The sequence below is a fragment of the Flavobacterium sp. RHBU_24 genome (genome assembly GCF_046613695.1).
GTDB lineage: Bacteria > Bacteroidota > Bacteroidia > Flavobacteriales > Flavobacteriaceae > Flavobacterium.
Genome location: NZ_JBKJHD010000004.1, coordinates 1 through 20,940 on the forward strand (window position 1 = coordinate 1; position 20,940 = coordinate 20,940).

General features: G+C 44.9%; 23 protein-coding genes. 7 read left to right on the forward strand and 16 right to left on the reverse strand.

From position 1 onward, the window contains the following. The 4 genes from ACLI09_RS05675 to ACLI09_RS05690 form a co-directional block, all read left to right on the forward strand. The coding region (locus tag ACLI09_RS05675; RefSeq protein WP_411418631.1) for a DUF2147 domain-containing protein at positions 1-452 on the forward strand (452 nt) is incomplete at its 5' end. A gap of 12 nt (positions 453-464) precedes the next feature. After that, entirely contained in the window at positions 465-1,667 is a 1,203-nt protein-coding gene (locus ACLI09_RS05680; RefSeq protein WP_411418632.1) for an MFS transporter, read from the forward strand. A 292-nt stretch (positions 1,668-1,959) separates the two neighbouring features. After that, positions 1,960-2,310, forward strand: coding sequence for a hypothetical protein (locus ACLI09_RS05685; protein WP_411418633.1), 351 nt, complete (start codon positions 1,960-1,962; stop codon positions 2,308-2,310). Positions 2,311-2,325: 15 nt separating this feature from the next. Next, positions 2,326-3,249: a helix-turn-helix domain-containing protein gene (locus ACLI09_RS05690; protein ID WP_411418634.1), complete on the forward strand. Its 924-nt coding sequence runs from the start codon at positions 2,326-2,328 to the stop codon at positions 3,247-3,249. A gap of 130 nt (positions 3,250-3,379) precedes the next feature. On the opposite strand, the gene ACLI09_RS05695 is transcribed toward ACLI09_RS05690, so the two are convergent. Then, positions 3,380-4,207, reverse strand: coding sequence for an SDR family oxidoreductase (locus ACLI09_RS05695; RefSeq protein ID WP_411418635.1), 828 nt, complete (start codon positions 4,205-4,207; stop codon positions 3,380-3,382). Between the two features lie 93 nt (positions 4,208-4,300). Further along, a complete protein-coding gene (locus ACLI09_RS05700) occupies positions 4,301-5,191 on the reverse strand; it encodes a helix-turn-helix domain-containing protein (RefSeq protein WP_411418636.1) in 891 nt (296 codons plus the stop codon). Positions 5,192-5,421: 230 nt separating this feature from the next. Between ACLI09_RS05700 and ACLI09_RS05705 the strand changes: the two genes are divergently transcribed. Together ACLI09_RS05705 and ACLI09_RS05710 are read left to right on the forward strand one after the other, a co-directional pair. Continuing rightward, positions 5,422-6,222 carry an SDR family NAD(P)-dependent oxidoreductase gene (locus ACLI09_RS05705; protein WP_411418637.1) on the forward strand — a complete coding sequence of 267 codons (801 nt, stop codon included), beginning with the start codon at positions 5,422-5,424 and terminating at the stop codon, positions 6,220-6,222. 4 nt (positions 6,223-6,226) lie between these two features. Then, the gene (locus ACLI09_RS05710) at positions 6,227-7,144 is read left to right on the forward strand and encodes a helix-turn-helix domain-containing protein (RefSeq protein ID WP_411418638.1); all 918 of its coding nucleotides are present in this window, start codon (positions 6,227-6,229) and stop codon (positions 7,142-7,144) included. 89 nt (positions 7,145-7,233) lie between these two features. Here the strand turns inward: ACLI09_RS05710 and ACLI09_RS05715 are convergent, their stop codons facing one another. The 12 genes from ACLI09_RS05715 to ACLI09_RS05770 form a co-directional block, all read right to left on the reverse strand. Next, positions 7,234-8,094: an SDR family oxidoreductase gene (locus ACLI09_RS05715; protein WP_411418639.1), complete on the reverse strand. Its 861-nt coding sequence runs from the start codon at positions 8,092-8,094 to the stop codon at positions 7,234-7,236. Between the two features lie 78 nt (positions 8,095-8,172). Further along, entirely contained in the window at positions 8,173-8,742 is a 570-nt protein-coding gene (locus tag ACLI09_RS05720; RefSeq protein ID WP_411418640.1) for a Crp/Fnr family transcriptional regulator, read from the reverse strand. Positions 8,743-8,862: 120 nt separating this feature from the next. After that, entirely contained in the window at positions 8,863-9,690 is an 828-nt protein-coding gene (locus ACLI09_RS05725; protein WP_411418641.1) for an NAD-dependent epimerase/dehydratase family protein, read from the reverse strand. 63 nt (positions 9,691-9,753) lie between these two features. Continuing rightward, positions 9,754-10,233, reverse strand: coding sequence for a helix-turn-helix domain-containing protein (locus ACLI09_RS05730; RefSeq protein ID WP_411418642.1), 480 nt, complete (start codon positions 10,231-10,233; stop codon positions 9,754-9,756). A 29-nt stretch (positions 10,234-10,262) separates the two neighbouring features. Next, the gene (locus ACLI09_RS05735; RefSeq protein ID WP_411418643.1) at positions 10,263-10,607 is read right to left on the reverse strand and encodes a hypothetical protein; all 345 of its coding nucleotides are present in this window, start codon (positions 10,605-10,607) and stop codon (positions 10,263-10,265) included. Positions 10,608-10,650: 43 nt separating this feature from the next. Continuing rightward, entirely contained in the window at positions 10,651-11,430 is a 780-nt protein-coding gene (locus tag ACLI09_RS05740) for a helix-turn-helix domain-containing protein (protein WP_411418644.1), read from the reverse strand. 20 nt (positions 11,431-11,450) lie between these two features. Then, positions 11,451-11,804, reverse strand: coding sequence for a hypothetical protein (locus ACLI09_RS05745; RefSeq protein WP_411418645.1), 354 nt, complete (start codon positions 11,802-11,804; stop codon positions 11,451-11,453). A 1-nt stretch (position 11,805) separates the two neighbouring features. Further along, positions 11,806-12,849 carry an SDR family oxidoreductase gene (locus tag ACLI09_RS05750; protein WP_411418646.1) on the reverse strand — a complete coding sequence of 348 codons (1,044 nt, stop codon included), beginning with the start codon at positions 12,847-12,849 and terminating at the stop codon, positions 11,806-11,808. A gap of 166 nt (positions 12,850-13,015) precedes the next feature. Continuing rightward, entirely contained in the window at positions 13,016-13,930 is a 915-nt protein-coding gene (locus tag ACLI09_RS05755; RefSeq protein ID WP_411418647.1) for a helix-turn-helix domain-containing protein, read from the reverse strand. A gap of 410 nt (positions 13,931-14,340) precedes the next feature. Beyond that, a complete protein-coding gene (locus ACLI09_RS05760) occupies positions 14,341-14,703 on the reverse strand; it encodes a hypothetical protein (RefSeq protein ID WP_411418648.1) in 363 nt (120 codons plus the stop codon). A 79-nt stretch (positions 14,704-14,782) separates the two neighbouring features. Next, positions 14,783-15,709, reverse strand: a complete 927-nt coding sequence (locus ACLI09_RS05765) for an SDR family oxidoreductase (protein ID WP_411418649.1) — start codon at positions 15,707-15,709, stop codon at positions 14,783-14,785. 177 nt (positions 15,710-15,886) lie between these two features. Beyond that, the gene (locus tag ACLI09_RS05770; protein WP_411418650.1) at positions 15,887-16,738 is read right to left on the reverse strand and encodes an SDR family oxidoreductase; all 852 of its coding nucleotides are present in this window, start codon (positions 16,736-16,738) and stop codon (positions 15,887-15,889) included. 217 nt (positions 16,739-16,955) lie between these two features. Between ACLI09_RS05770 and ACLI09_RS05775 the strand changes: the two genes are divergently transcribed. Then, positions 16,956-18,359: a serine hydrolase domain-containing protein gene (locus ACLI09_RS05775; protein ID WP_411418651.1), complete on the forward strand. Its 1,404-nt coding sequence runs from the start codon at positions 16,956-16,958 to the stop codon at positions 18,357-18,359. 489 nt (positions 18,360-18,848) lie between these two features. On the opposite strand, the gene ACLI09_RS05780 is transcribed toward ACLI09_RS05775, so the two are convergent. Both ACLI09_RS05780 and ACLI09_RS05785 read right to left on the reverse strand, forming a co-directional pair. Further along, positions 18,849-19,055 carry a hypothetical protein gene (locus ACLI09_RS05780; protein WP_411418652.1) on the reverse strand — a complete coding sequence of 69 codons (207 nt, stop codon included), beginning with the start codon at positions 19,053-19,055 and terminating at the stop codon, positions 18,849-18,851. Between the two features lie 556 nt (positions 19,056-19,611). Beyond that, positions 19,612-20,832 carry a phage integrase SAM-like domain-containing protein gene (locus ACLI09_RS05785; protein WP_411418653.1) on the reverse strand — a complete coding sequence of 407 codons (1,221 nt, stop codon included), beginning with the start codon at positions 20,830-20,832 and terminating at the stop codon, positions 19,612-19,614. Between the last annotated feature and the right edge of the window lie 108 nt (positions 20,833-20,940).

The window sequence follows — 20,940 nt, forward strand, 5'->3', positions numbered from 1 at the left end:
TTATTAATACTATTAAAATGAAAAAAACTTTTTTTGCCATCCTGATGCTTTTTCTCTCAATAGCATCATTCGCACAGAAGATATCCCCTGACAATATCATCGGTATATGGAAATGTGAAGAATACAAAATCGAAATTTTTAAAAACGGCGGTACCTATTCGGCAAAGCTTCTATGGGCTAAAGATATGTTTGAAGCGGATGGGAAAACCCCGAAAAAGGACGACCAGAATCCTGATGAAAAGCTGAAGGCCCGATCCCGGCAGGGACTGACCCATATTACAGGGCTGACCTTTAAAAATGGTGAGTATATTGACGGTAAGCTCTACAGTGTTCAGGACGGGAACACCTACAGCTGCAAAGCTGTGGTGAAAAGCATCAATACCCTTGAAACACGGGGCTATAAGGGTATACCCATGATAGGAAAGACCTTCACGTGGACGCGCGTACAATAAATTTATAAGCTGATGAAAAATAAAGGAACCCTTAGAATAGTGCAAAAGGAGGACTGGCTCTACGGCTGGCGCAGGACAGCGCTCTTACTGGCGCTGCTGTTGGTGACCATTTTTAGCCAGGTAGACAGGATACTGCCTTTCATTTTAGCGGAATCCATAAAGGCTGACCTGCACCTGACAGATACACAGCTGGGCCTTATTTCAGGGTTAGCATTTTCAGTATGCTATTCGTTGGCATCCCTCCCCCTTGCGAGGTTGGCTGACCGGGGGTGGGCAAAACCAATCCTTGTGTGGTGCATTGTACTGTGGAGCATCATGACGGGGGCGGGTGGCCTGGCCACAGGGTTCCTTACCCTTGCGCTATCCCGTTTTGGTGTGGCCCTGGGCGAGGCAGGGGGAACCCCTGCCAGCCACGCGCTCATAACTGCTAAAATTTCCGAAAAATTCAGGGGGCGTGCTATAGGGCTAACGGCAATGGGAATCCCGCTGGGCACTATGCTGGGTTTTGCATTAGGAGGATATGCCGGCGATACAATTGGATGGCGTAACGCTCTCTTTGCGGTGGCGGGGCTGGGTTTTGTGGTCGTTATGGTGGTTTTGGCTTTCGTAGGGGCCAGGGTGTTCAAAACACATAGTCCTGTAAACAATCAAAATCTTTTTAAAGCAGGTAAGGCATTATTCGCAAAGCCCGCATTTCCATGGCTGTTCGCAACAGCCCACCTGCTGGGTTTTGCCTCAGCGCCGTTCTATATATTTACAGCTCCCTTTTTAATTAGGCAACATGGGTTTACAACAAGTGAAGTGGGTTTGTTTTTTGGTGTGTTACAGGGTTTGATGGGGATTGCCGGCACCATACTTGGCGGCAGGCTGTTTGATAAGGCGGTAGGCCGCAGCTCAGCACGGATTATGAATCCGCCGGCATTCCTTCTTTTATTCACGGCACTAACAACATGTTTGGCTCTTTTTGCCCCGACAGGCTGGATGTCTATTGCCCTGTTTGTCCCGGCTATGCTCTCCTTTGCTTTTTTACTCCCTTTTGCTTTTGGAACGGGGCATTTGGTGGCCGGTGAGGGAAAACAGGCTTTTGCAACCGGTTTGATCCTGCTGGGGTCAGGGCTGCTGCCGGCCGCACTCGCACCACTTTTAACCGGGCTCATCAGCGATATGGCAACGGAAGCAGGTAGCCACAATGTTTACAGATGGGCCTTTTGGTAACGCCTGTATTCAGTTTACTTGGCGGTATAGCATGCTTTATTATAAGCCGCAAGCTAACAGTCGCGAACCTGCAAAACTGAAAAAGAATATAATAAATTATGGTGTGGACAACAATAGCAGGGCTGGGAGATTTTCCGCGTTTTGGTTTACATCTCAAATATGGTAAAACCAACAGGATTGTTTCTCCGGTTCACGTACAGGAGTACCACACTATAAATCACAAAGCATTTAAAGCGAATCCATTAGGAAACCGATAGCGCTGAGAACAATATCCATTTAAAACCCACATTTTATGATCAAGAATATAATTTCATTACTGCTCTTAATCGTTTCAGCTTTTCTTAGTTTCAGCCATGGCTGGAGCGCTTTCCAGCCACCGGCACCGCAACAGGCCGAGATGATGTCAATACTGGGTATAAGTAAAACCTCCCTTCCTTATTTTGGGGTGTTTTCAATCATTATAGGCCTGATGTTGCTGTTCCCAAAAACGTTTTTTATAAGCAATTTGCTACATGCTACGACTATTTTAGTAATTATGGCATTATCTTTAAAGGCGGGCAATTACAAAATTGCCCTGATTGAAATCCCTTTTTTGGCACTGCCGCTTATACTGATCTGGTTAAAATATCCGTTTAAAAATTAAACTCACTTTGTGACTATGGAAGACAGAAAATTAATCCGTGTAAAATCAATAGCAGATGGGTACCGCATGCGTATGCTCCCGCCGCCCGAACATCCTTTGATAAGTATTTTAGACTGTGCCGATATAAAAGACAGCCATGAAGCAGACAGCCCTGTAGCAAACATTAACCTGGTACTGGATTTCTACTTTATTTCCCTTAAAAGAGGTTGCGATAAACTATTTTATGGGCAGCAAAAGTATGATTTTGATGAAGGTGTGATGGGGTTTGTAGCCCCTAACCAGGTTATGCGTGGGCAGCTTGGTACCCAAAAGGCCATGTCCGGCTGGCTGCTGTTCCTACACCCTGACTTTTTATGGGGTACACCCCTTGCAAAAAAGATCAAGAAATATGACTTTTTTGACTACAGTACAAACGAGGCACTGTTTCTTAGCGAGAAAGAAGAAAAGATTATAAACGGCATTATCAGCAACATAAAAGAGGAGTACCACGGCAACATTGACAAATTTAGCCAGGATATTATCATTTCACACCTGGAAACATTGTTTAACTATTGTGAGCGTTTTTACCAAAGGCAGTTCATAACCCGTAAAATTACCAACAGTAAAATCCTCGGGAGCATCGAGAAGGTTTTAAATGACTATCTTGACCATGAGGATCTGGCTTCCAAAGGGCTGCCAACCGTTCAGCACCTCGCCAATTCCCAAAATATATCTCCAAAATACCTGACCAGCCTTCTAAAACAGCTGACAGGGCTGACGGCGCAGCAGCATATACATGAGAAGCTGATTGAAAAAGCCAAAGAAAAATTAACGACCACGGAGCTCTCTATAAGCGAAATTGCCTATGAATTAGGATTTGAACATTCCCAGAGCTTCAGCAAACTATTTAAGGCAAAGACAAAGCAAAGTCCTATAGAGTTCCGGGCCAGTTTTAACTGAGAGGCCTTACCGCTTGCTGCAGGAACAATTAACAACCCCTGGCAAATTCTTCCTGTTTAACCCTGTTTACAAGGTAACAGTTGTAACGTTAAACAGGAAGACCGCTGCCCGGCTCATTTTTTCGCTGTAGTTAATCCCTTTTTTCGCTTGCCATCGCAAGCTCCTTTTGTGCATCCAGTGCTTCCAGGCGGGATACCAGTGCCGCACGCATATCGCGATAGGCATCGCCCCCAAGGGCTAAACGCAGCGGTGCGGGAGATACTTCCACGCTATCAATCATGGCTTGTACTGATTTATCCACATCTCCTTTTAGAGGGAATGTCCCTGCGGCGATGGCACGTCGTACCTCACCCGCCGGAGTGCTCTCGTAGGCTTCCATCACCGGAGCGGTAGTCATGCCTGCGCCAAATGAGGTCTGATGCGCCCCGGGCTCAACAATGGTTACGCCAATGTTCAATGGGGCCAGTTCCTTGGCAATGGTGTCGCAAAAACCTTCAACAGCCCATTTGGTGGTATGGTAATACCCAAAGTTAGGGTAGGTAGTTTGCCCGCCTGCTGATGAAAGTTGGAGGATCCTGCCATGGCCTTGTTTTCTAAAGTGTGGCAGTGCGGCACGGATGACCTGGATAGACCCGATGACGTTGGTATTGATTTGGTGGACAATTTGCTCGTCGCTTGCTTCTTCAACCGAGCAGAATAACGCATAACCAGCGTTGTTGACCACAACATCTATTTGTCCAAAATCTGCAAATGCCTGGTTAACCACTGTTTTAATGGCAGCGGTGTCGGTAACGTCCAGCACGGCTACATGCAAATTTTCAGGATAGGTTTTTTTCAATTCGTCCAGGGCATGGGGTTTGCGGACCGTTGCCACAACGCGATCGCCTTTTGCCAGCAGTTTTTCAGTGAGTACCCTGCCCAGGCCGGTAGATGTACCGGTTATCAACCATGTTTTCATAATGTATCGTTTAATTATTTACGATACAAAATTAAGCGCTTACCTACCGGCCCGTTAACCATGGACAAACCAGTACTGACCCTAATCAAACAGCTATCGCAATGAAGATGGCGGATGTCCGGAATACGCCCGGAACGCCCGGGCAAAATGTGTCGGCTCTTCAAAACCAAGGCTGTTGCTGATCTGGCTGATGGTCCAGTTCGAATGTACTAATAAAGCACGCGCCTCCAGCATCAGCCTTTCATTGATAAGCTGCGTTGTAGTCTTTCCTGTCACTTCTTTTAATGCACGGTTAAGGGAGTTGGTATGTACAGCCAGTCGTTCGGCGAATTGCTGCGGTGTACGCAGGCCGACCTGCTGATTGGGGTAGGCTAATGGAAACTGGCCTGCCAGCAACGATTTAAATGCATTAGCAAGGCGTGCCGATGCGGTAGCACTTTTATGCTCCGGCTCCGGCTGTAATTTTAATGCCCCGTGGATGCATTCCAGCACGTAGAGGAATAAAAGGTCGTATTTATGCGCGTAGGTGGATGCCTGCTCCTGGAGCATTTTCTGGAACAGGCTGGTAAAATGCGATTGGTCAGACTCGTTGAGTTTAAAGACGTATTGAGCGTCTCCATTAAATACAGCCCAATCGGCTGGCCGCAGGTGTGTGTGGAGCGGCAAAAAATCTTCTGTGAACATACAGGCATAGCCGCTGCAAATACCCTCGTGCACCTCCCATCGGTAGGGCACTTCGCGGTTGGTAAATACCAGTGCCCACTCACCCGCATTCAGCCGGTACTCTGTCCCCTGGTAAAAATAGGAGGTATTACCCGTAACCAGGGATATTTTATAGAAATCTTTACGGCTGTAAGAAGCGGTCGCAGCCAAACTTTCCGCTGAAAATTCTTCCAGCCTGACAGCCGCGAAATAGCCTGCGGAAGGATCTTTAGCTTCCGATATATCCGGAGCGAAAACATGAATAGGCTGCGTATGTATCATGATCAAATTTAAGCAAAGTAAAATGTCGATAATAACATTATCGTAAAATATTTACCAAATTTCCTTAGATGATAGCCTAGAAAACAATCCTAAATTAGCTAACGGTCTTACATTTATCTAACTTGCATAACCCAACCAGCCGCCAACAGCCATTTGGTTACAAATTCCGGAGTTATAGTTACAAAACCTTTGGCTCTTGTCGGGACCTTTGTACTACTAAATTATACTAAATGAAAACTACTTTGATTACAGGGGCTTCAGGAGGGATTGGGGAAGCGATTGCCAGGCGCCTTGCCGAAAAGAAAGAGAACCTGACGTTGGTCGCCCGAAGTGAAACCAGACTTAGGCATTTGTGCCAGGAATTATCGACGCAATACGGCGTTAGTGTCGGCTTCATTGCAGCTGACCTCTTTGACCCGGAGGCACCCAAAGCGGTATATTTGGAATGTAAAGTACGTGGGCTTGAAGTAACCAGCCTGATCAACAATGCAGGTATTGGCTCTGGCGGTGAATTTGCCGGGGCAGATTTAAAAAGCCTTGAAAATATGCTGCAACTCAACAATGGCGCACTTGTCAACCTCACGCACTTATTCATGCAGGATATGCTAAAACGCAAAGCCGGGAATATCGTCAACATGGGTTCGCTGATCTCATTTGCGCCTGTGCCGTATATGGCGCTTTATGGGGCAAGCAAGGCGTTTGTCCGCTTTTTCACCCTGGCGTTGTATGAGGAGTGCAAGCCGTATGGCGTGCACGTCCTGTTTTTTGCACCAGGCCTTACTTCTACCAACTTTATGGAAGCGGCGGCACTAAAAAATGAAACGGGTGATGCCTTAATCGCCGGGGCGCCTGCCCAGACAGCAGACCAGGTGGCCGAGGAATTTATTAAAGCATATTATAACAGGAAAAGGGCTGCTGTCTCAGGGCGTATTAACCGCTTTGCGGTTAAGTTGCTTGCACTGATACCCAATTCCGCGATTGCAAAAAGCTCTGCCAGGACTTTTAAAAAACGGATGAATAAAAAAAGTTAGGCATATGAAGAATGACAGCAGGCCGCATTTGCATATTGATTCATTAGCGGAATTACATAAACAGTTGGGTTTTGCCAAACCAAAACACCCGCTGTTCACTGTGCTCCAATTTAAGGATTTCCCGATAATCGAGCTGGAAGACGGTGTGAAGCTCAGCGCAGATTTTTACCAGATTACCTTCAAGAAGGGGTGTTGCAATAAAATGATCTACGGCCAGTCCGAATTCGATTTTGACGAAGGTGTCCTGTCTTTTTTTGCCCCCAAACAAACATTTATCAAGGATGGCGAAGTTATCCCGCCCGCCGGGTTTTTGATCATGATTCATCCTGATTACTTAAAAGGCACTTCCCTGCAGGCCAAGATACGGTCCTACAGCTTTTTTGATTATGCGGTAACCGAATCTTTGATTCTATCTGAGGACGAAGAAGCGTTTATTGAACAGGTTTTCGTTCAGATTGAAAAGGAGGCCCTGCGGCCTATAGATAAACACAGCCAGGATGTCATCATTTCAAGCCTCGAACTGTTGCTGACCTATGCTGACCGCTTTTATACACGGCAGTTCCTGACGCGCAAACCAAAGTATAATACCCTTATGGCTAAATTTGAAAAGTACCTCGACGACCTGGTACATAGTGATGCCATTCCAGAACATGGCACGCCGAATGTAGCGGCAATAGCGGAAAAATTCAACCTCACTCCTAAATATTTCAGTGACCTGATCCGGCAGCATACCGGCCGTTCCGCACAGCAGCATATCCATGACAAGTTGATAGATGCCGCAAAAGAAAAATTATCCAGCACTGCATTGTCTATTAGTGAAATTGCCTTCCTGCTCGGTTTTGAGCACCCACAGTCCCTGAGCAGGCTCTTTAAACTAAAAACTAACGTTACGCCATCAGAGTATCGGGCTACATTGAATTGATCAAATAACATCATTATAATCAACAATACTCAGCCACAATACAAAACGGCGGTAGCATACTACCGCCGTTCCCATTTAATCTGTGCCGCTTATAATAACTCACCCATTCCGAATACCGTCAATCCTTTGGCAAACTGCTCGGCTACAGCCTGGTTGGCCGCTTCAATGTATTGGCCGGTTATCGGGTCAACCACGGTGCGTAATGGACGGGTGCCTTTGGGTGCGCCAATCAGTTTTACAATGGCGTCGGCAACATCCTGCGGATTAGGGTTTTTAGCCTGCATCTCTCCGCCCAAGGCGGCTATCATTTTGTTGGGTATATCGGCAATGGCGCCGTACGCTTCAAATACCCCCTGGTCGGATGCGGGGTTGTTCTTTTGCTGCATTTCGGTAGGGAAAGCGCCGGGCTCCACAATAGCCACATCAATGCCTAAACGCTTCACCTCATAATGAAGTCCCTCGCTTATGCCTTCCAGCGCAAATTTCGAGGCCGCATAAATAGTAGCAAACGGGAACGATACACGCCCGAAGCCGCTGGTCACGTTAATGATCAGCCCATCAGCCTGTTTTCGCATTGCGGGCAACACCTGTTTGATCAATCTCCATGGGGCATAAACGTTGATATCAAAAGTGGTGTGCACATCGGCCGTGGTAAAGCTTTCTGCCACCCCGCTCATGGCGTAACCGGCGTTGTTCACCAACACATCAATACGGCCTTCTTTGGTCAAAATGGTCTCAACGGCCTGCTTCACGCTTTCGTCATCGGCCAGGGTAACGTCCAAAACGTTTATGTTCTCCACGGCCTCAAGGGCCTGGACTTTATCGGCGTTGCGGCCCTGCGTATCGCGCACGGTGGCGTATACGGTATGCCCCAAGGCGGCCACGCTATGGGCGGTAAGCCAGCCAAAACCACTATTAGTTCCGGTTATCAGTACAATCTTTTTGCTCATCTTTTTTAATTTTTAAATGAATAAGCAAATGTTGAAAAAGGCTGCAACATAACATTTACCATTTGGTAAAAAGCGCCGCTAACGGATATTACGACGGATACGGCTAAGTGATTGTTGGGTGATGCCCAGGTAAGAGGCCACATAGGAAAGTGGAATGCGGTTGATGAGGTTGGGGAATGCCTCAATAAATGAAAGGTAGCGCGTGGTAGCATCTTCTGACACCAGCGGGCTACGCCGCTCCATAGCCAATAAGAGGCATTTTTTTACCATTTTTGCCTTCATCATTTCCCAGCCTACAATGGTATTGGATATGTCGTCCCAGTCTTTTTTACTAAATACAAGCACTTTACAGTCAGTAGCGGCCTGTACATATTCCGAGGCCACAATCTGCGATTCAAACTTTTCGTTATCGACTACGAAATTGCCTTCGTCCACAAAATAAGTTGTAACCTCCTCACCTTTGTTGTTATAATAGCTAAAACGGAACACGCCTTCAAGAACGAACGCCACATAGCGGGGCACTTTACCGGCTTCGGAGAGGTAGTCGTCTTTTTTAAATTCAAGCATTTCAACCTTGCTCAGCACGAAATCGATCTGCTGTTTGTTAAGGTGGCCATATTGCAGGATAAGATTTATTAGTGCTTCCATAGCGTAAAGATAGCGTACTGCGCAAAGCGGTGATTTACCATATGGTAAAAAATGGAAATGCATCGGGAATACACGCACAAAGCCCCCCGGGATGTAAGGGGCTGTTAATGCTATAGGTTTTCAGAGCAGGTTTTCCCGCGACGCCTGGTAAACGGTTCTTACCGACGCCTGAAAGCCTAAACTGCGGGCCAGGGATGCATCGGCATGCAGATACCATGGGTTTGTCAGCGGTTCTGCAGAAGAGGCCATCGGCTGGCCAACAAGCTGCAGCAGTTCATATAATGTTGTTGGGGCTTCATCTGCGATATTGACCACCCGGCCATCCATAATTCCCTGCAAAGCCATCTCAATGCCTGTGTATATATCACGATGGTGGATGGTGCTCATGCGCATTGCCGGATGAAAGTTAGCAGCAATTACATGTTTAGGCAATTCTTCCAGGTGGCCGTCACCATCCCCGTAAACAAACGGGAAGCGGAGAACCGACCAGTTCAGCCCGCTTTCGCGTAGCTCTTTTTCCGCAGCAACTTTACTGGCCGGATAGGCATGTTTCGGGTTAAGCGCATCGTCTTCGCGACCGGGGTGCGGATTGTTCATATCGTAAACGTGGCTGGTACTTGCAAAAATGAAGCGGGCGTCAGGGGCATTGCTTTTTACAGCAGTAATAAGGTTGCGCGTGCCCTCCAGGTTACTTTTCCAGATCAGGTCCGTGTCGGGTGAGCGGAACACGGCTGCCAGGTGAATGATGGCTACTGCATCGCTCACCGCTTCTGCCAGAGATACCGCATCGAACAAGTCGCCCTCTATAGCCGTTACTCCGGAAGCGACCTCTTTACCACGTACCAGTGCAGCACAATTATATCCTGCTTCAACAAGGCGGGGCAAAAGCCGTGAGCCTACCAGGCCGGTTGCACCGGTTACCAATATTTTACCAAATTGTCTGTCCATAATTATATTATTTTGGACAAAGGTGAGGGTAATGCGATAATTAGGGTCGGACAAAAACCGCTTTTACAAGGACAAATCCTGATAAAAGCCGGCTACCGTTTTGCCTGTTACTTTTTTAAACAGGCGCGAAAAATACCCGGGGTCGTTAAAGCCGAGCTCAAAGGCCAGTTCCTTTACAGATATATTCTGGTTGTGGTATATTCTACGCCTGGCTTCGGTGATCAGGCGGTCTGTGATAAATTCTTTAGGTGAAAGGCCCGACTGCTGTTTCACGACCCTGTACAAACAATCTGTGCTTACGGCCAGCTTTTCTGCAATCTCCGTTATGGCAGGCTGATCCGTAAGGTGATCTTCTACAAATAGCCTGAACCCTAAAAATGTATCCAGGCTTTCTCTTGCCTGCTTTTTATGCTGTGCAAAATAGGCGGTGTTTATTTCCGTAAGCAGGCTGTTCAGGTAAGCCAGGATTAGTTCGGGGTCAGTATCGGCAGTACGCAGCAGTTCATTTAAGATTTTAAAAGTATTCTTAATCCTTACTGCCACATCGGGCAGTAAACTGATTTTTTGCCGATTCAGGGGGTTAAGCAAAAAGAGGTAGCTTTCGGCAACCGGGACAGGCACTCATCGTCAAACCCTAGTTTATAATAGTCGGCGTCATGACCGCTTGCAGCCAGTTGCCTGATCTGGTGCGGCAAGGCAAAAAATAGCTCATTTTCACCTACCTCGTTCGTTTCTCCATCAATAACCTCCCGACTGTTCCCCTGCAGCACTAAAAGAAAGAAATAGTAAGGCAGCCGCTGAGCAGAACCGTATTGCGCTGCCAACTCCGGCGATATACGGCCAAACTCCGGTGTAACGATACGTATAGGCAGGCCTTTGTTCTGACTCAGGTTTTCGGGAAAAGTGTTTCTGCGCATAACTTCTAATGCTCCTTATTAAACGAAGTTAATCAATTCGTCTTTATTTATGCGTTAAAAGCGAAGTCGGAGCTATCCCAAACTCTTTTTTAAACGCCACGGAAAAATGGGACAACGATTCAAAACCGAGTTCAAGATAAATTTCAGAAGGTTTCCTGCCCTGATTTTGCACAAGAATGTGGGCTTCCTGCAAACGCCTGCGCACCAGCCATCGGCTTGGGGACTCCTTAAATACCGAGCTAAAGTCGCGCTTGAATGCAGAAAGGCTGCGCCCAGTGAGTAAAGCGAACCGCTCCAGGCTGACATTAAACCTAAAATTCCGGTTCATGTAAGCTTCTAAATTAATCTTTTGAGGGGTATCAAAATTAAAGAATATATCCGCAAGCTCTGGCTGCGACCTGAGCAGGATGATCATCAGCTCCTCGTACTTGATGTCCTCAAAGGCAGCATCCAGTTCCATAACGCCCTTATGGTACGGCTTTATTGATTGTATAAAGCTATCGATTAACGCGCTTTTTGCCACCTTAATGATTGCCCGCTCGGACAAAAAATTTACGGCTTTGTTTTGGTACTTTTGCTGAAACTGGCGGAGGAACTCCTCGTCAAAACAAAAGAGTACCGGCTCAAAATCTTCCGTTGTACTGTTGAGTATGAATTTAACCAGGTGGTTCCTGCGGGCGATACAGCTATCTCCCGGTCCATAAGTGTACATTTCATTGCCATCAAAAAAGCTGACCTGCCCCTTTGAGACGTATAAAAACAGGTGGTCGGGGATGAACTGTTCCCTCAGGATATTACGCTCTGCCTGGTTTATCGCTCTCATCTTTATCGTATTTAGTATTACTAAACCGTATCGCCTTTAAAGGGATGGCCTAAATAGATCAGCAGCAAAGGCACAATCAAAAAGGGCACTTCAATTAAAGCGAGCTTATAATTTCCCGCCTTCAGTGCCAGTGTCATCATTACAACCAGCTGCACGGCCCGCAGCACATTTCCCCAAAAGAATGTTTTTGGGAACAGGATCAGTACGGCCGAGGTAATCGCCCAAATGCCAAATACGATGCGCATGGCATCCGTTATGCCCAGGGCCGACATCATACGAATGTACTCCTCAGATGGTTGCCTGAATGCACGGCTGCCATGGCTGATACCCAAATATACCGAAACCATAATCAACGCCCCACTTACTATCTTCATATTATTTCGCGTTTATGAGGTTATATTTGACCATACTGTCTACCGATGCCAACAGCGTTTCTTCCTGCGGGGCGATAGGTTTCCAGCCCAGTACGCTTTTCGCTTTTTGATTGCTTACGTTACGGTTCATCCTAATGAGTAAAAGCGCTTCTTTTGCCTGCCCGCTAAACAATGATGCTAACCTCAAGACCCAGGTCGGCAGCTGCTTTTTAGCAACCAGTTGCGATACGCCCGGCCGCTCTTTTTTTAACAATGCGGCAATCTCAGGTAGTGAAATTTGTCCGTCGGCACTGGCAATGAAGCGTTGTCCATTGGCCTCAGGGGTCAGCATTGCCCTAATATGCAGGTCAGCGACATCCCTGACATCTACGATGTTTAGCGCAATGTCCGGCACCGCTTTCATCGAGCCATTCAGCAGGTTTTTGAGCAAGTGGAAGCTGCCGGAGATATGCGCATCGAGAGCCGGACCTAAAATGGCAACGGCATTGATGGTTACCAATTCCAGCTTCCCACCTTCTGAGCGTATGAAATCCCAGGCTGCCCTTTCAGCCAGTGTTTTTGACTTTTCGTAAACCGATAGCCCCTTTGCTGCCGTATCGGTCCAGTCCGCCTCTGTGGTTTCCCTGCTCCTGTCGGTTTGCGTAAAGCCGACCGCACCGAAATTGGAGGTCATCACTACCCGCTGCACGCCTGCACGCTTAGCAAACTTAAGGATACGCAAAATGCCTTCCACCGCAGGGCGGATGGCTTCCTGCTCATTTTTGGGCTTCTCAAAGAACACCGGCGATGCTACGCTCAATACATATTCGCAGCCCCGCATCGCCTGTTGCCAGTTATCGTCGCTTGTAAGCTCCGTTTCTGCAAAAGATAGATAGTCGATGGCCGTTACCCCATGGGCAATAAGCATTTCTTTTACTTCGGTAGTACTTGCCAGGCTGCGTACCGTTGCCCTTACGCGGTAGCCATTTTGTAACAATTGCAGAATAATCTGCCGGGCTACAAAACCCGTGCCGCCTGTTACCAGAACAGTTGCTTTGTCTTCCATTTTTCGAGATTAAAATATAAGCCAAAGGTCTGGATAAAATGAAACGGCCGGTTTTCTGAAAAGTCCAATTTGTTTTATTGAGCGGCCCCATGACGAATGTGACACGTATCAACCAAAGGATGCCTTTACCCGCGTGCCATCTTATATAAAGGGCTTCATGATCATTTTAGTTGAACGATTGCCGAAAATCCAACGGGCTTTGGTTGGTTTTACTCTTAAATAATTTATTGAAGGACTGCGGATGCTCAAAGCCAAGCTGATAGGCAATTTCACTTACCGACAGCTCCGTTGTGGATAGTTTCCCTTTCGCCACATCAATCAATTTTTCGTGGATCATTTGTTGCGCGGTCTGTCCGGTAAGCTGTTTAAGCAGGCTGCTTAAATATTTAGAAGATATGTGCAGATTGTCTGCCATGTATTGCACTGTGGGCAGTCCCTTAGAGAGCATGTCCTCATTACCAAGATATGCTGTCAGGATCTCCTCAAACCGGTCCAGGACTTTATGGTTTGTGATCTTTCTCGTGATAAACTGGCGCTCGTAAAAACGCTGGGCATAGTTGAGCAGCGTTTCAAGGTTTGAGATAATGATGTCCTGACTAAATTTATCAATATTAGAATCATATTCGGTTTTAATATTCTTCACCAGGTCGTTTATTACTGCCTCTTCCTTATCGGATAGAAACAGGGCTTCGTTTGTAGCGTAACCGAAGTATTCGTACTTCTTTATTTTTTGTGCAAGGCTGGTATTCCATAAAAAATCGGGATGAATAAAGAGCATCCAGCCTTCAAGATTGCTCGGTACCCCGTTTGCTTCTCCACGTAGCAGTTGTCCGGGAGATAGAAAAGCCATCAGTCCCTCATCAAAATCATACTGCTGCTGGCCATAATGTAAGCCATCGCAGCCTCTTTTCATTGATATCACATACATTTCAAAGACAACGGCCTCAATATCACTATCGTTTCTCAGGCCTTTCAGGTCCAGGATGCTGATAAGGGGTGATGCGGTTTTGGAAGCCCCATCAACTGGTGTATTTGTGATATGGATTGAACCCTGAAGGGCGTTGAATTTGCCATACTGCAAGTTATTTAATATGAAATTATTACTTTATTTTTTTGGGGTCCTAGCAAGAGCAAAATTTATTAAAGTTTGTAAAGTGATGCCCGGAATGATCCGGACAACACTCTTACAAACCAACCAATTAATCAATTTACAATATTGTATTAAGGAAACTGTTACGCTATACGTATCGAGTGAAATGGTATTCCTTAACATTAATTCAAAATATAAGTTTGTACTATATAACCGCCGATCAATCCAATTGGTATACCCAAAATGGCATTGATAAGAGCCGTTCGCGCTTTTTTAGGAAATGCTTTTCTAAATCTGTAGTACAGATAAAATCCCACAGGTGGTAGTGCATTTGACAATACCATTAGACCCATTGGCAGCTTGTCATTCTTTTGAATTGTATTCATCTTATTATCGTAAAGTTATTTAATATTTACCCACAGTTCTTCAACGTCAAAACGTATATGCGACACCCTGGTCTTGTGTGGCATATCGATAGCTATCCTGCTACTGTCGTTAATGACTTTGGTGTGCTTAAGCACGTCCTCCAGGTTGTTCTTATCATCCTTTGTCCATTTGCCCTTGCCATAATCAAAAACTTTTTTACGCTCTATCCTTAACCCATCCAGGGAATCCGTAAAAGCTATAGCGTGTGTGGCCCTGTAAGAGCTATCCACATGCAAGGTGATGGTATTGCCAGTTTTGTTACTTATGTAAACGGTTTTCCTGGCATTGCAGGATGAAAGCAAAACCACAACAATCAATACAGCGCTTACAAGTTTCATTTGCTTTATTTTTTAATTCAGTTTTGAAATGAGTATTTAAATATTGTTACACATCAGATAGCACCAGGAGTGGCAGGTACTAAAACTCCACTTTAGCCAATTCCTGCGATATCTCCCATAATTTTACAGCAGCCTTCAGGTCTTTTGCTTGCGTAGGTATCTTAGCTATTGATGGAAATCCCCGGGTCTCGCCCATTTTGTTTGGTCCATAATACACACCTCCTTTGGCATCCGGAGAAGTGGCTGCATATAATGTTGGCAAGGCTCCTTGTGCAGGCGGCTGGAACAAAAACGGAAGAAAAGTCCTCATTATTCCAGGGCCGCTCCATCGCCCTGCACCGGTAATAAGCAGTTTTGTTCGGGAAACACCCGGATGGGCAGCCATACTCGTAATACCCCAGCCGTGCTTTTCACTTTGTCGCTGTAGCTCTAAGGCAAACATCAGGTTCGCAAGTTTTGACTGGCTGTAAGCTTTCATTGGATTATAGGAGGATTTTGACTGAAGGTCATCAAAATTGATTGCCCCCGCGCGATTTGCTACACTTGAAACGGTAACCACACGCGCACCCGGTGATTTTTGTAATAATGGTAGAAGCTGTGCTGTCAGCGCAAAGTGGCCAATATGGTTTGTGCCGAACTGCAACTCAAAGCCATCGGCAGTCTCGAGCCGTTTTGGTGGTGTCATTACACCGGCATTATTTATTAATAGATTAATGGCCTGCCCTTTAGAATTCATTCTCGAAGCAAAGGCCTTGATTGAGGATAGATCTGCAAGGTCTATTTTTTCAAAGCTCACTTTAGCCTTAGGGTTAATTTGATGAATTTTAGCAATTGACTCAGCCCCTTTTTGAGCGTCACGCCCCATCATTACCACATTCCATCCTGATGATGATAATGCTAATGCATCTTCATATCCTACACCTTCCGTACTGCCAGTTATTACAGCTAAACCACTGTTTCGCTGAGGGATATCAGATGTTTTCCAATTTTTAATTTCGTTTTGCATATTACATGTTTTTGTTATTGCAAAGTTCAGAAGCCTCCGTCAACCAGGTGTAGCCAAAAGGCACAATATTGTAGTTGAAAGGCAGGTATGCATCCTGCTCAGGAAGCTTTATCCAGCCGTATCAGGGTTGTAAGCACGACTCTGACCAGAGTGTGGCCATTAGGCATAGACTATTTTTCAGACGATTCCGCCATTGCTATAGATCAATTGGCCATTGATCCATTCGCCATTTTCTGAACACAGGATGGCAATAGTATTTGCGATATCTTCCGGTTTACCCAGGCGGCCGTAGGGTGTCATGGCTGCCGCGCCCTGAAGCTGTTCGGCCGTGCCTTTACTCCTCAGCAGGTCCGTATCAACAGCGCCGGGGGCAATAGCATTAACTGAGATACGGCGGCCGCTGAGCTCTTTAGCCAAAACCCCGGCATACATTTCCTGCGCAGCTTTAGTAGCGGCGTAAGCACCTGTACCGGCAGGCTTCATTTGGATAATACTGGAACTTAAGCTGATAATACGTCCGCCATCGCGGGTACGGCGGGAGGCTTCCCGCAGTACGTTAAAGCTACCTTTAATGTTTGTCGCTATCATCCGGTCAAAAGCATCGTCGGCCATATCAGCAAATAGCCCGGTGTTCATGACGCCGGCGTTGCTAACCACTACGTCTACGCCGCCAAAGGCTTCCTGGGCAGCATCAAAAAGAGCTTTGACTGCTTTAGGGTCTGCAACATCTGCCTGTCGGAAGATTGCCCGCCCGCCCGCAGCCTTTATCTCTTCCACAATTCGCGACGCCATGTCCTTATTCGTAAGATAGTTTACCATTACCGCATAGCCATCACGGGCTAAGCGGCGTGCAGTGGCGGCACCAATTCCACGGGATGAACCGGTAATAATTGCCACCCGTCCGGCACCGGGTTGAATTTGAGAAGGTTGTCTATGTTCAAAGCCTATTGCATTTGCTACAGGAATAGCTGCAGCGGTTGCAGCGAGTGCTAAAAATTTACGACGGGACGTACTGTTATTAGAATCCATATTTATACTTTTTATTAACTCAAAATTCAGGAATTAGTCGAATGCGTATGTAGCCAAAAGTCGTATTATAGTAGCTGAAAGGAATATAATGGTATTAAACAATATTACTAAAGTATAATATGGAGCCGGTAGCTGAACTTACATATTAACTATAAAAATAGTTGCTTAACTAAATATTTAGTTTTAGATTTGGTGACAATCATCAATCAATAATATTATGAAGTATTTCAACCTATTAGCCGTAATTATATTTTTTACCAGTAGCAGCTTCTGCCAATCCAGCCAATCTGTAAAGCTCGACAGCCTATTCACGGTGTTGCATGCCCAAAACCAGTTTAACGGAGAAATATTCATTGCAGAAAAAGGGACAGTGGTTTTTCAGAAAGGATATGGCTTTGCAAACGAAGCAACAAAAAAACCAATAAACGAAAAAACAATATTTGAACTGGCCTCCTGTACCAAGCAATTTACCGGCGCTGCAATAGTGTTGCTTAAAAGGGAGGGTAAGCTGGAGTACAGCGATAAGCTGTCAAAACATATCCCTGAACTCAGCTTTTGGGAAGATGTTACCATTTATGATTTGTTAAGGCATACCAGCGGCATACCTGATTTTATATTCAGCATGAGTAAAGATTGGGATCCGTCTACAATAGCATCAAATGAAGATGTTATCAAATATTATGCTTCAAAAAGGGATACCTTGGACTTTAAACCTAAATCGATGCACCGGTACAGTAACACAAATTATGTGCTGCTCGCTTCAATAGTCGAAAGGGTGTCCGGTAAAAAATATGGTGATTATCTCACCGCTAACATTTTCAAGCCTTTAAAGATGAACAATACATTTGTTTATAACAGGCGCATAAATCCTTCGGAACTTGAAAATTATGCCATAGGCTATGTGTGGGCCCCCGGCTCCTTTAAGAAGGTTACGATGGAAAGCCCCGAATACAATGATCAAATGGTTTACTACCTGGATGGGGTTGAAGGTGCTGCAAAGGTAAATTCCAGTGCAGAGGATATTTACAAATGGATACTTGCGTTGAGGAATAATACGCTGCTTACCCAAAAGGAATTCGATGAAATGACTGAAGTAAGCCAGACAACCCAGGGGAAGCAAATACAGTACGGTTTTGGTTTTGACATAAGGAAAGGAGAAAATAAGCTGACTTTTGGGCATACCGGCAACTGGGATGGCTATACAACCCTGATATACCATGATAAAGTTAGAGACAGGACTATTATTGTTCTTGAAAATTTCAAAATGGGGGTTACTGCAACCAACAATATATTTGAAATACTGGACAGCAGGCCCCTTACGGTGGAATACGAAAAGAAAATACCGCTGAATGAGGCCGAGATGATAAAGCTTGCCGGATCGTACTTCGATGAAAGCGGAAACGAGCATATTATTACTTACAAAGATAACCACCTGATTTACAACACCTACGAACTAAAATGGGATATGAGGTTCTTTCCCTATGCCAAAAATGAATTCGCTGCAATAAGGCAAGGCGGTGCGAACGGCGTTTTAAAATTTACAGCGTTAGATAACGGGGATACAAGGCTCGAAATGCTGCAATATGGAAATCCTGTAGGATCAGGTATCAGGAAGAAATAAGTTCGTGGTCTGCTGAAAAAGGCCGCTCAAGCTTAAGATGTATCACCACTGCTTACCGATTCCTGAAGTTTCTGCCCTGAAATATTATACAGTGCGATAACGGTCTCATCACGCAGGCCGCTTTACCGTTACCCTGTCGGTTGCCGGATTCGGGTAAACTGATATTTTGGGGCGGATGACTTCAGTAACTCCTGCCGTTGTTATGCCGGTGAGAACGATGTCGTCGAGGACGAGGTATTAAAGGTATCCAAAAACTTTGGCGATCCATTTCTGAATTTTAAAAATGTCAAAGCTAAATAACTATCCAAAGGTTACATGCAATGTCAAAGGCAAATTATGAAGTACAGGGTGCCCGTGTAATTTCATCTTTATAATTAATGATACGCGAATGAAGATTGAATAAAACCTTCAATTTGTAGAATTGATAATTGTTATTAACTTTGACTTTTAGAATTACATAGTTCTTTCACAGTCGATTAAGTTTTAGACTCACACGTTATTAAAATCATCAATTTGTGGCAAAATCGTGGCAATTTGAAAATTGATAATTGAAATACCCTTATATTGAAGGGGTTTTGTTCGAAGTTCAATTCCCGGCGGCTCCACCAAGTGATTTTTCATAGTATAAGCCTGTGGCAAAATCGTGGCAATTTTGGCTTTCAATAACCAAACGCCCGGTTTTACAGGGGTTTTCAAACTAGGTTCGATTCCCGGCGAAACATAACTTTACCTAAGCTAGACTCCACCAAACTTCCAAAATTTCATTACAACAAAATTACCACTATCTTTGAAATATAATCCGTTTTGGCGTTCTTACTAACCTCTGAAAACCTTGTTTTGTTTGTGATTTTTGGCTGTTTTTGTACCCCCATTGTACCTCGGGTTTCCAAAACCCCAGTAAATAAAAGATTGCAACTTTCTGCATCGTAAATTTAACGTGAAAAAACAACTACATAACCTTCAATTGATGCAAGAATTTGCGGGGATTATTAAGAATCTACAGATGTGTTTTACCCATTATCATAGTAATTTAGGATACTAATACCTACAAAAAAAGCCCGTTTTGACGGGCTTTTTAATTTTGAAATTAAGGCCTCTCCTCAAAAACCTTAATTTTAAATCAAATTTATAAAAAAGAACGAAAAAGAAAGCCTTTATGGCACCCTCATTTCCATTAAATACAAAACTGTAAGCCATATCGAAGGCCATATCTTAACAAATGAAGTGTAAGAGCTCTCTGCCCCATTCCTGGTTATTTGTACTTATCCATTAGCTTCTGCATATCGTCCATTACATTTTCATCCAATACCTTCGCATAATGCTGGGTTTGCTTTATATTAGTATGCCCCATCATAGCCGAAACATTTTCAATTCGGACACCATTCCCAAGTGTAACGGTCGTAGCAAACGTGTGTCGTGCTACATACCATGTAAGGTGTTTGTCAATACAGCAGATATCAGCGAGCTCTTTAAGATAAGCGTTCATCTTTTGGTTCGAAATTTTGGGTATAAGTCCAGGCTGCTTCCCTCTGTATTTCTGTATAATGTTTGCCACAGGTGGCAGAACGGGAACATTAGCTTGGATTGCCGTTTTAGCCCGGTTTGTAATCAACCAAAGTTCCCCGTTGTTCCCTGTAAAGATATTTTCCTCTGTCAAACCACAGGCATCCACTGGTGCGTAGCCGGTATAACAACTAAAAAGAAAAATATCCCTTACACGACCAAGCCGCTCAGCGGGCATCGTTTTACCCTCAATAAGGTTTAATTCAGCTTGCGTGAGGAAAACAGCATCGGTGACTTTCAATCTGCCCTGAAAAACATTAAAAGGGTTCTTTGCAAGTAAATCAAGCTTTATACAGTAGTTACAAGCGGTTTTATAAATTTTGATATATTTCACTACAGAATTATTCTTTATACCCGTACGCCCCTTGAAACTGCTTTCGTACCGCAGGAAGTCCTCAAGATTGTGCACAAAAGCACTGTTGACCTGTGTCGCGTCAATATCAGACAGGTTATAATGTTTTCGCATAAAATTTTGAAGCAGGTCTTTAGCGCGTTCGTATTTTTGCAATGATGCCGCTGCACGCTCCCCTGCATTTACCTTCCTTTTAAAATAGCTGTTGTGTTTCTCCATGACTTGCAGGATGGTTACGGATGCGGTCTCTGTCCTGGATTTACCGGCTAATTCCTTTTTCAGCAAGAGTAAGGAGACCTCGGGATCAAATTTATAAAGCTCATTAAATTTCTTCTCAATAGCGAATTGAAAATTATCTAAAGATTGCTTTAAAACCTTTTCCCTTTCCAATTTAAGGACATTACGTAACCTGTTCGTAAACTCCCACCGTTCAGCCGAAATAAATTTTCCCGTGGACATAGCCACATTCTTTAACTTGTAACTGATTTTAGCCATTATTGGGCTCTCACCAGCTTTGTTCATTTTTTGTGACTTGATGTAAAAAATTACTTTTAACATAACTCATTGTTTTTAAATTAATACTATGATCAAAAACTATGAGCGTACCTTCATTTTCCCAGTAATTCCGCGGGAATTCCTAACTCCAGCTACCCTTTTTGGCAAAAA

Coding starts and splice junctions, on each gene's coding strand:
- ACLI09_RS05680 (WP_411418632.1), top strand. CDS start 465: ATGAAAAATAAAGGAACCCTTAGAATAGTGCAAAAGGAGGACTGGCTC.
- ACLI09_RS05685 (WP_411418633.1), top strand. CDS start 1,960: ATGATCAAGAATATAATTTCATTACTGCTCTTAATCGTTTCAGCTTTT.
- ACLI09_RS05690 (WP_411418634.1), top strand. CDS start 2,326: ATGGAAGACAGAAAATTAATCCGTGTAAAATCAATAGCAGATGGGTAC.
- ACLI09_RS05695 (WP_411418635.1), bottom strand. CDS start 4,207: ATGAAAACATGGTTGATAACCGGTACATCTACCGGCCTGGGCAGGGTA.
- ACLI09_RS05700 (WP_411418636.1), bottom strand. CDS start 5,191: ATGATACATACGCAGCCTATTCATGTTTTCGCTCCGGATATATCGGAA.
- ACLI09_RS05705 (WP_411418637.1), top strand. CDS start 5,422: ATGAAAACTACTTTGATTACAGGGGCTTCAGGAGGGATTGGGGAAGCG.
- ACLI09_RS05710 (WP_411418638.1), top strand. CDS start 6,227: ATGAAGAATGACAGCAGGCCGCATTTGCATATTGATTCATTAGCGGAA.
- ACLI09_RS05715 (WP_411418639.1), bottom strand. CDS start 8,094: ATGAGCAAAAAGATTGTACTGATAACCGGAACTAATAGTGGTTTTGGC.
- ACLI09_RS05720 (WP_411418640.1), bottom strand. CDS start 8,742: ATGGAAGCACTAATAAATCTTATCCTGCAATATGGCCACCTTAACAAA.
- ACLI09_RS05725 (WP_411418641.1), bottom strand. CDS start 9,690: ATGGACAGACAATTTGGTAAAATATTGGTAACCGGTGCAACCGGCCTG.
- ACLI09_RS05735 (WP_411418643.1), bottom strand. CDS start 10,607: ATGCGCAGAAACACTTTTCCCGAAAACCTGAGTCAGAACAAAGGCCTG.
- ACLI09_RS05740 (WP_411418644.1), bottom strand. CDS start 11,430: ATGAGAGCGATAAACCAGGCAGAGCGTAATATCCTGAGGGAACAGTTC.
- ACLI09_RS05745 (WP_411418645.1), bottom strand. CDS start 11,804: ATGAAGATAGTAAGTGGGGCGTTGATTATGGTTTCGGTATATTTGGGT.
- ACLI09_RS05750 (WP_411418646.1), bottom strand. CDS start 12,849: ATGGAAGACAAAGCAACTGTTCTGGTAACAGGCGGCACGGGTTTTGTA.
- ACLI09_RS05760 (WP_411418648.1), bottom strand. CDS start 14,703: ATGAAACTTGTAAGCGCTGTATTGATTGTTGTGGTTTTGCTTTCATCC.
- ACLI09_RS05765 (WP_411418649.1), bottom strand. CDS start 15,709: ATGCAAAACGAAATTAAAAATTGGAAAACATCTGATATCCCTCAGCGA.
- ACLI09_RS05770 (WP_411418650.1), bottom strand. CDS start 16,738: ATGGATTCTAATAACAGTACGTCCCGTCGTAAATTTTTAGCACTCGCT.
- ACLI09_RS05775 (WP_411418651.1), top strand. CDS start 16,956: ATGAAGTATTTCAACCTATTAGCCGTAATTATATTTTTTACCAGTAGC.
- ACLI09_RS05785 (WP_411418653.1), bottom strand. CDS start 20,832: ATGTTAAAAGTAATTTTTTACATCAAGTCACAAAAAATGAACAAAGCT.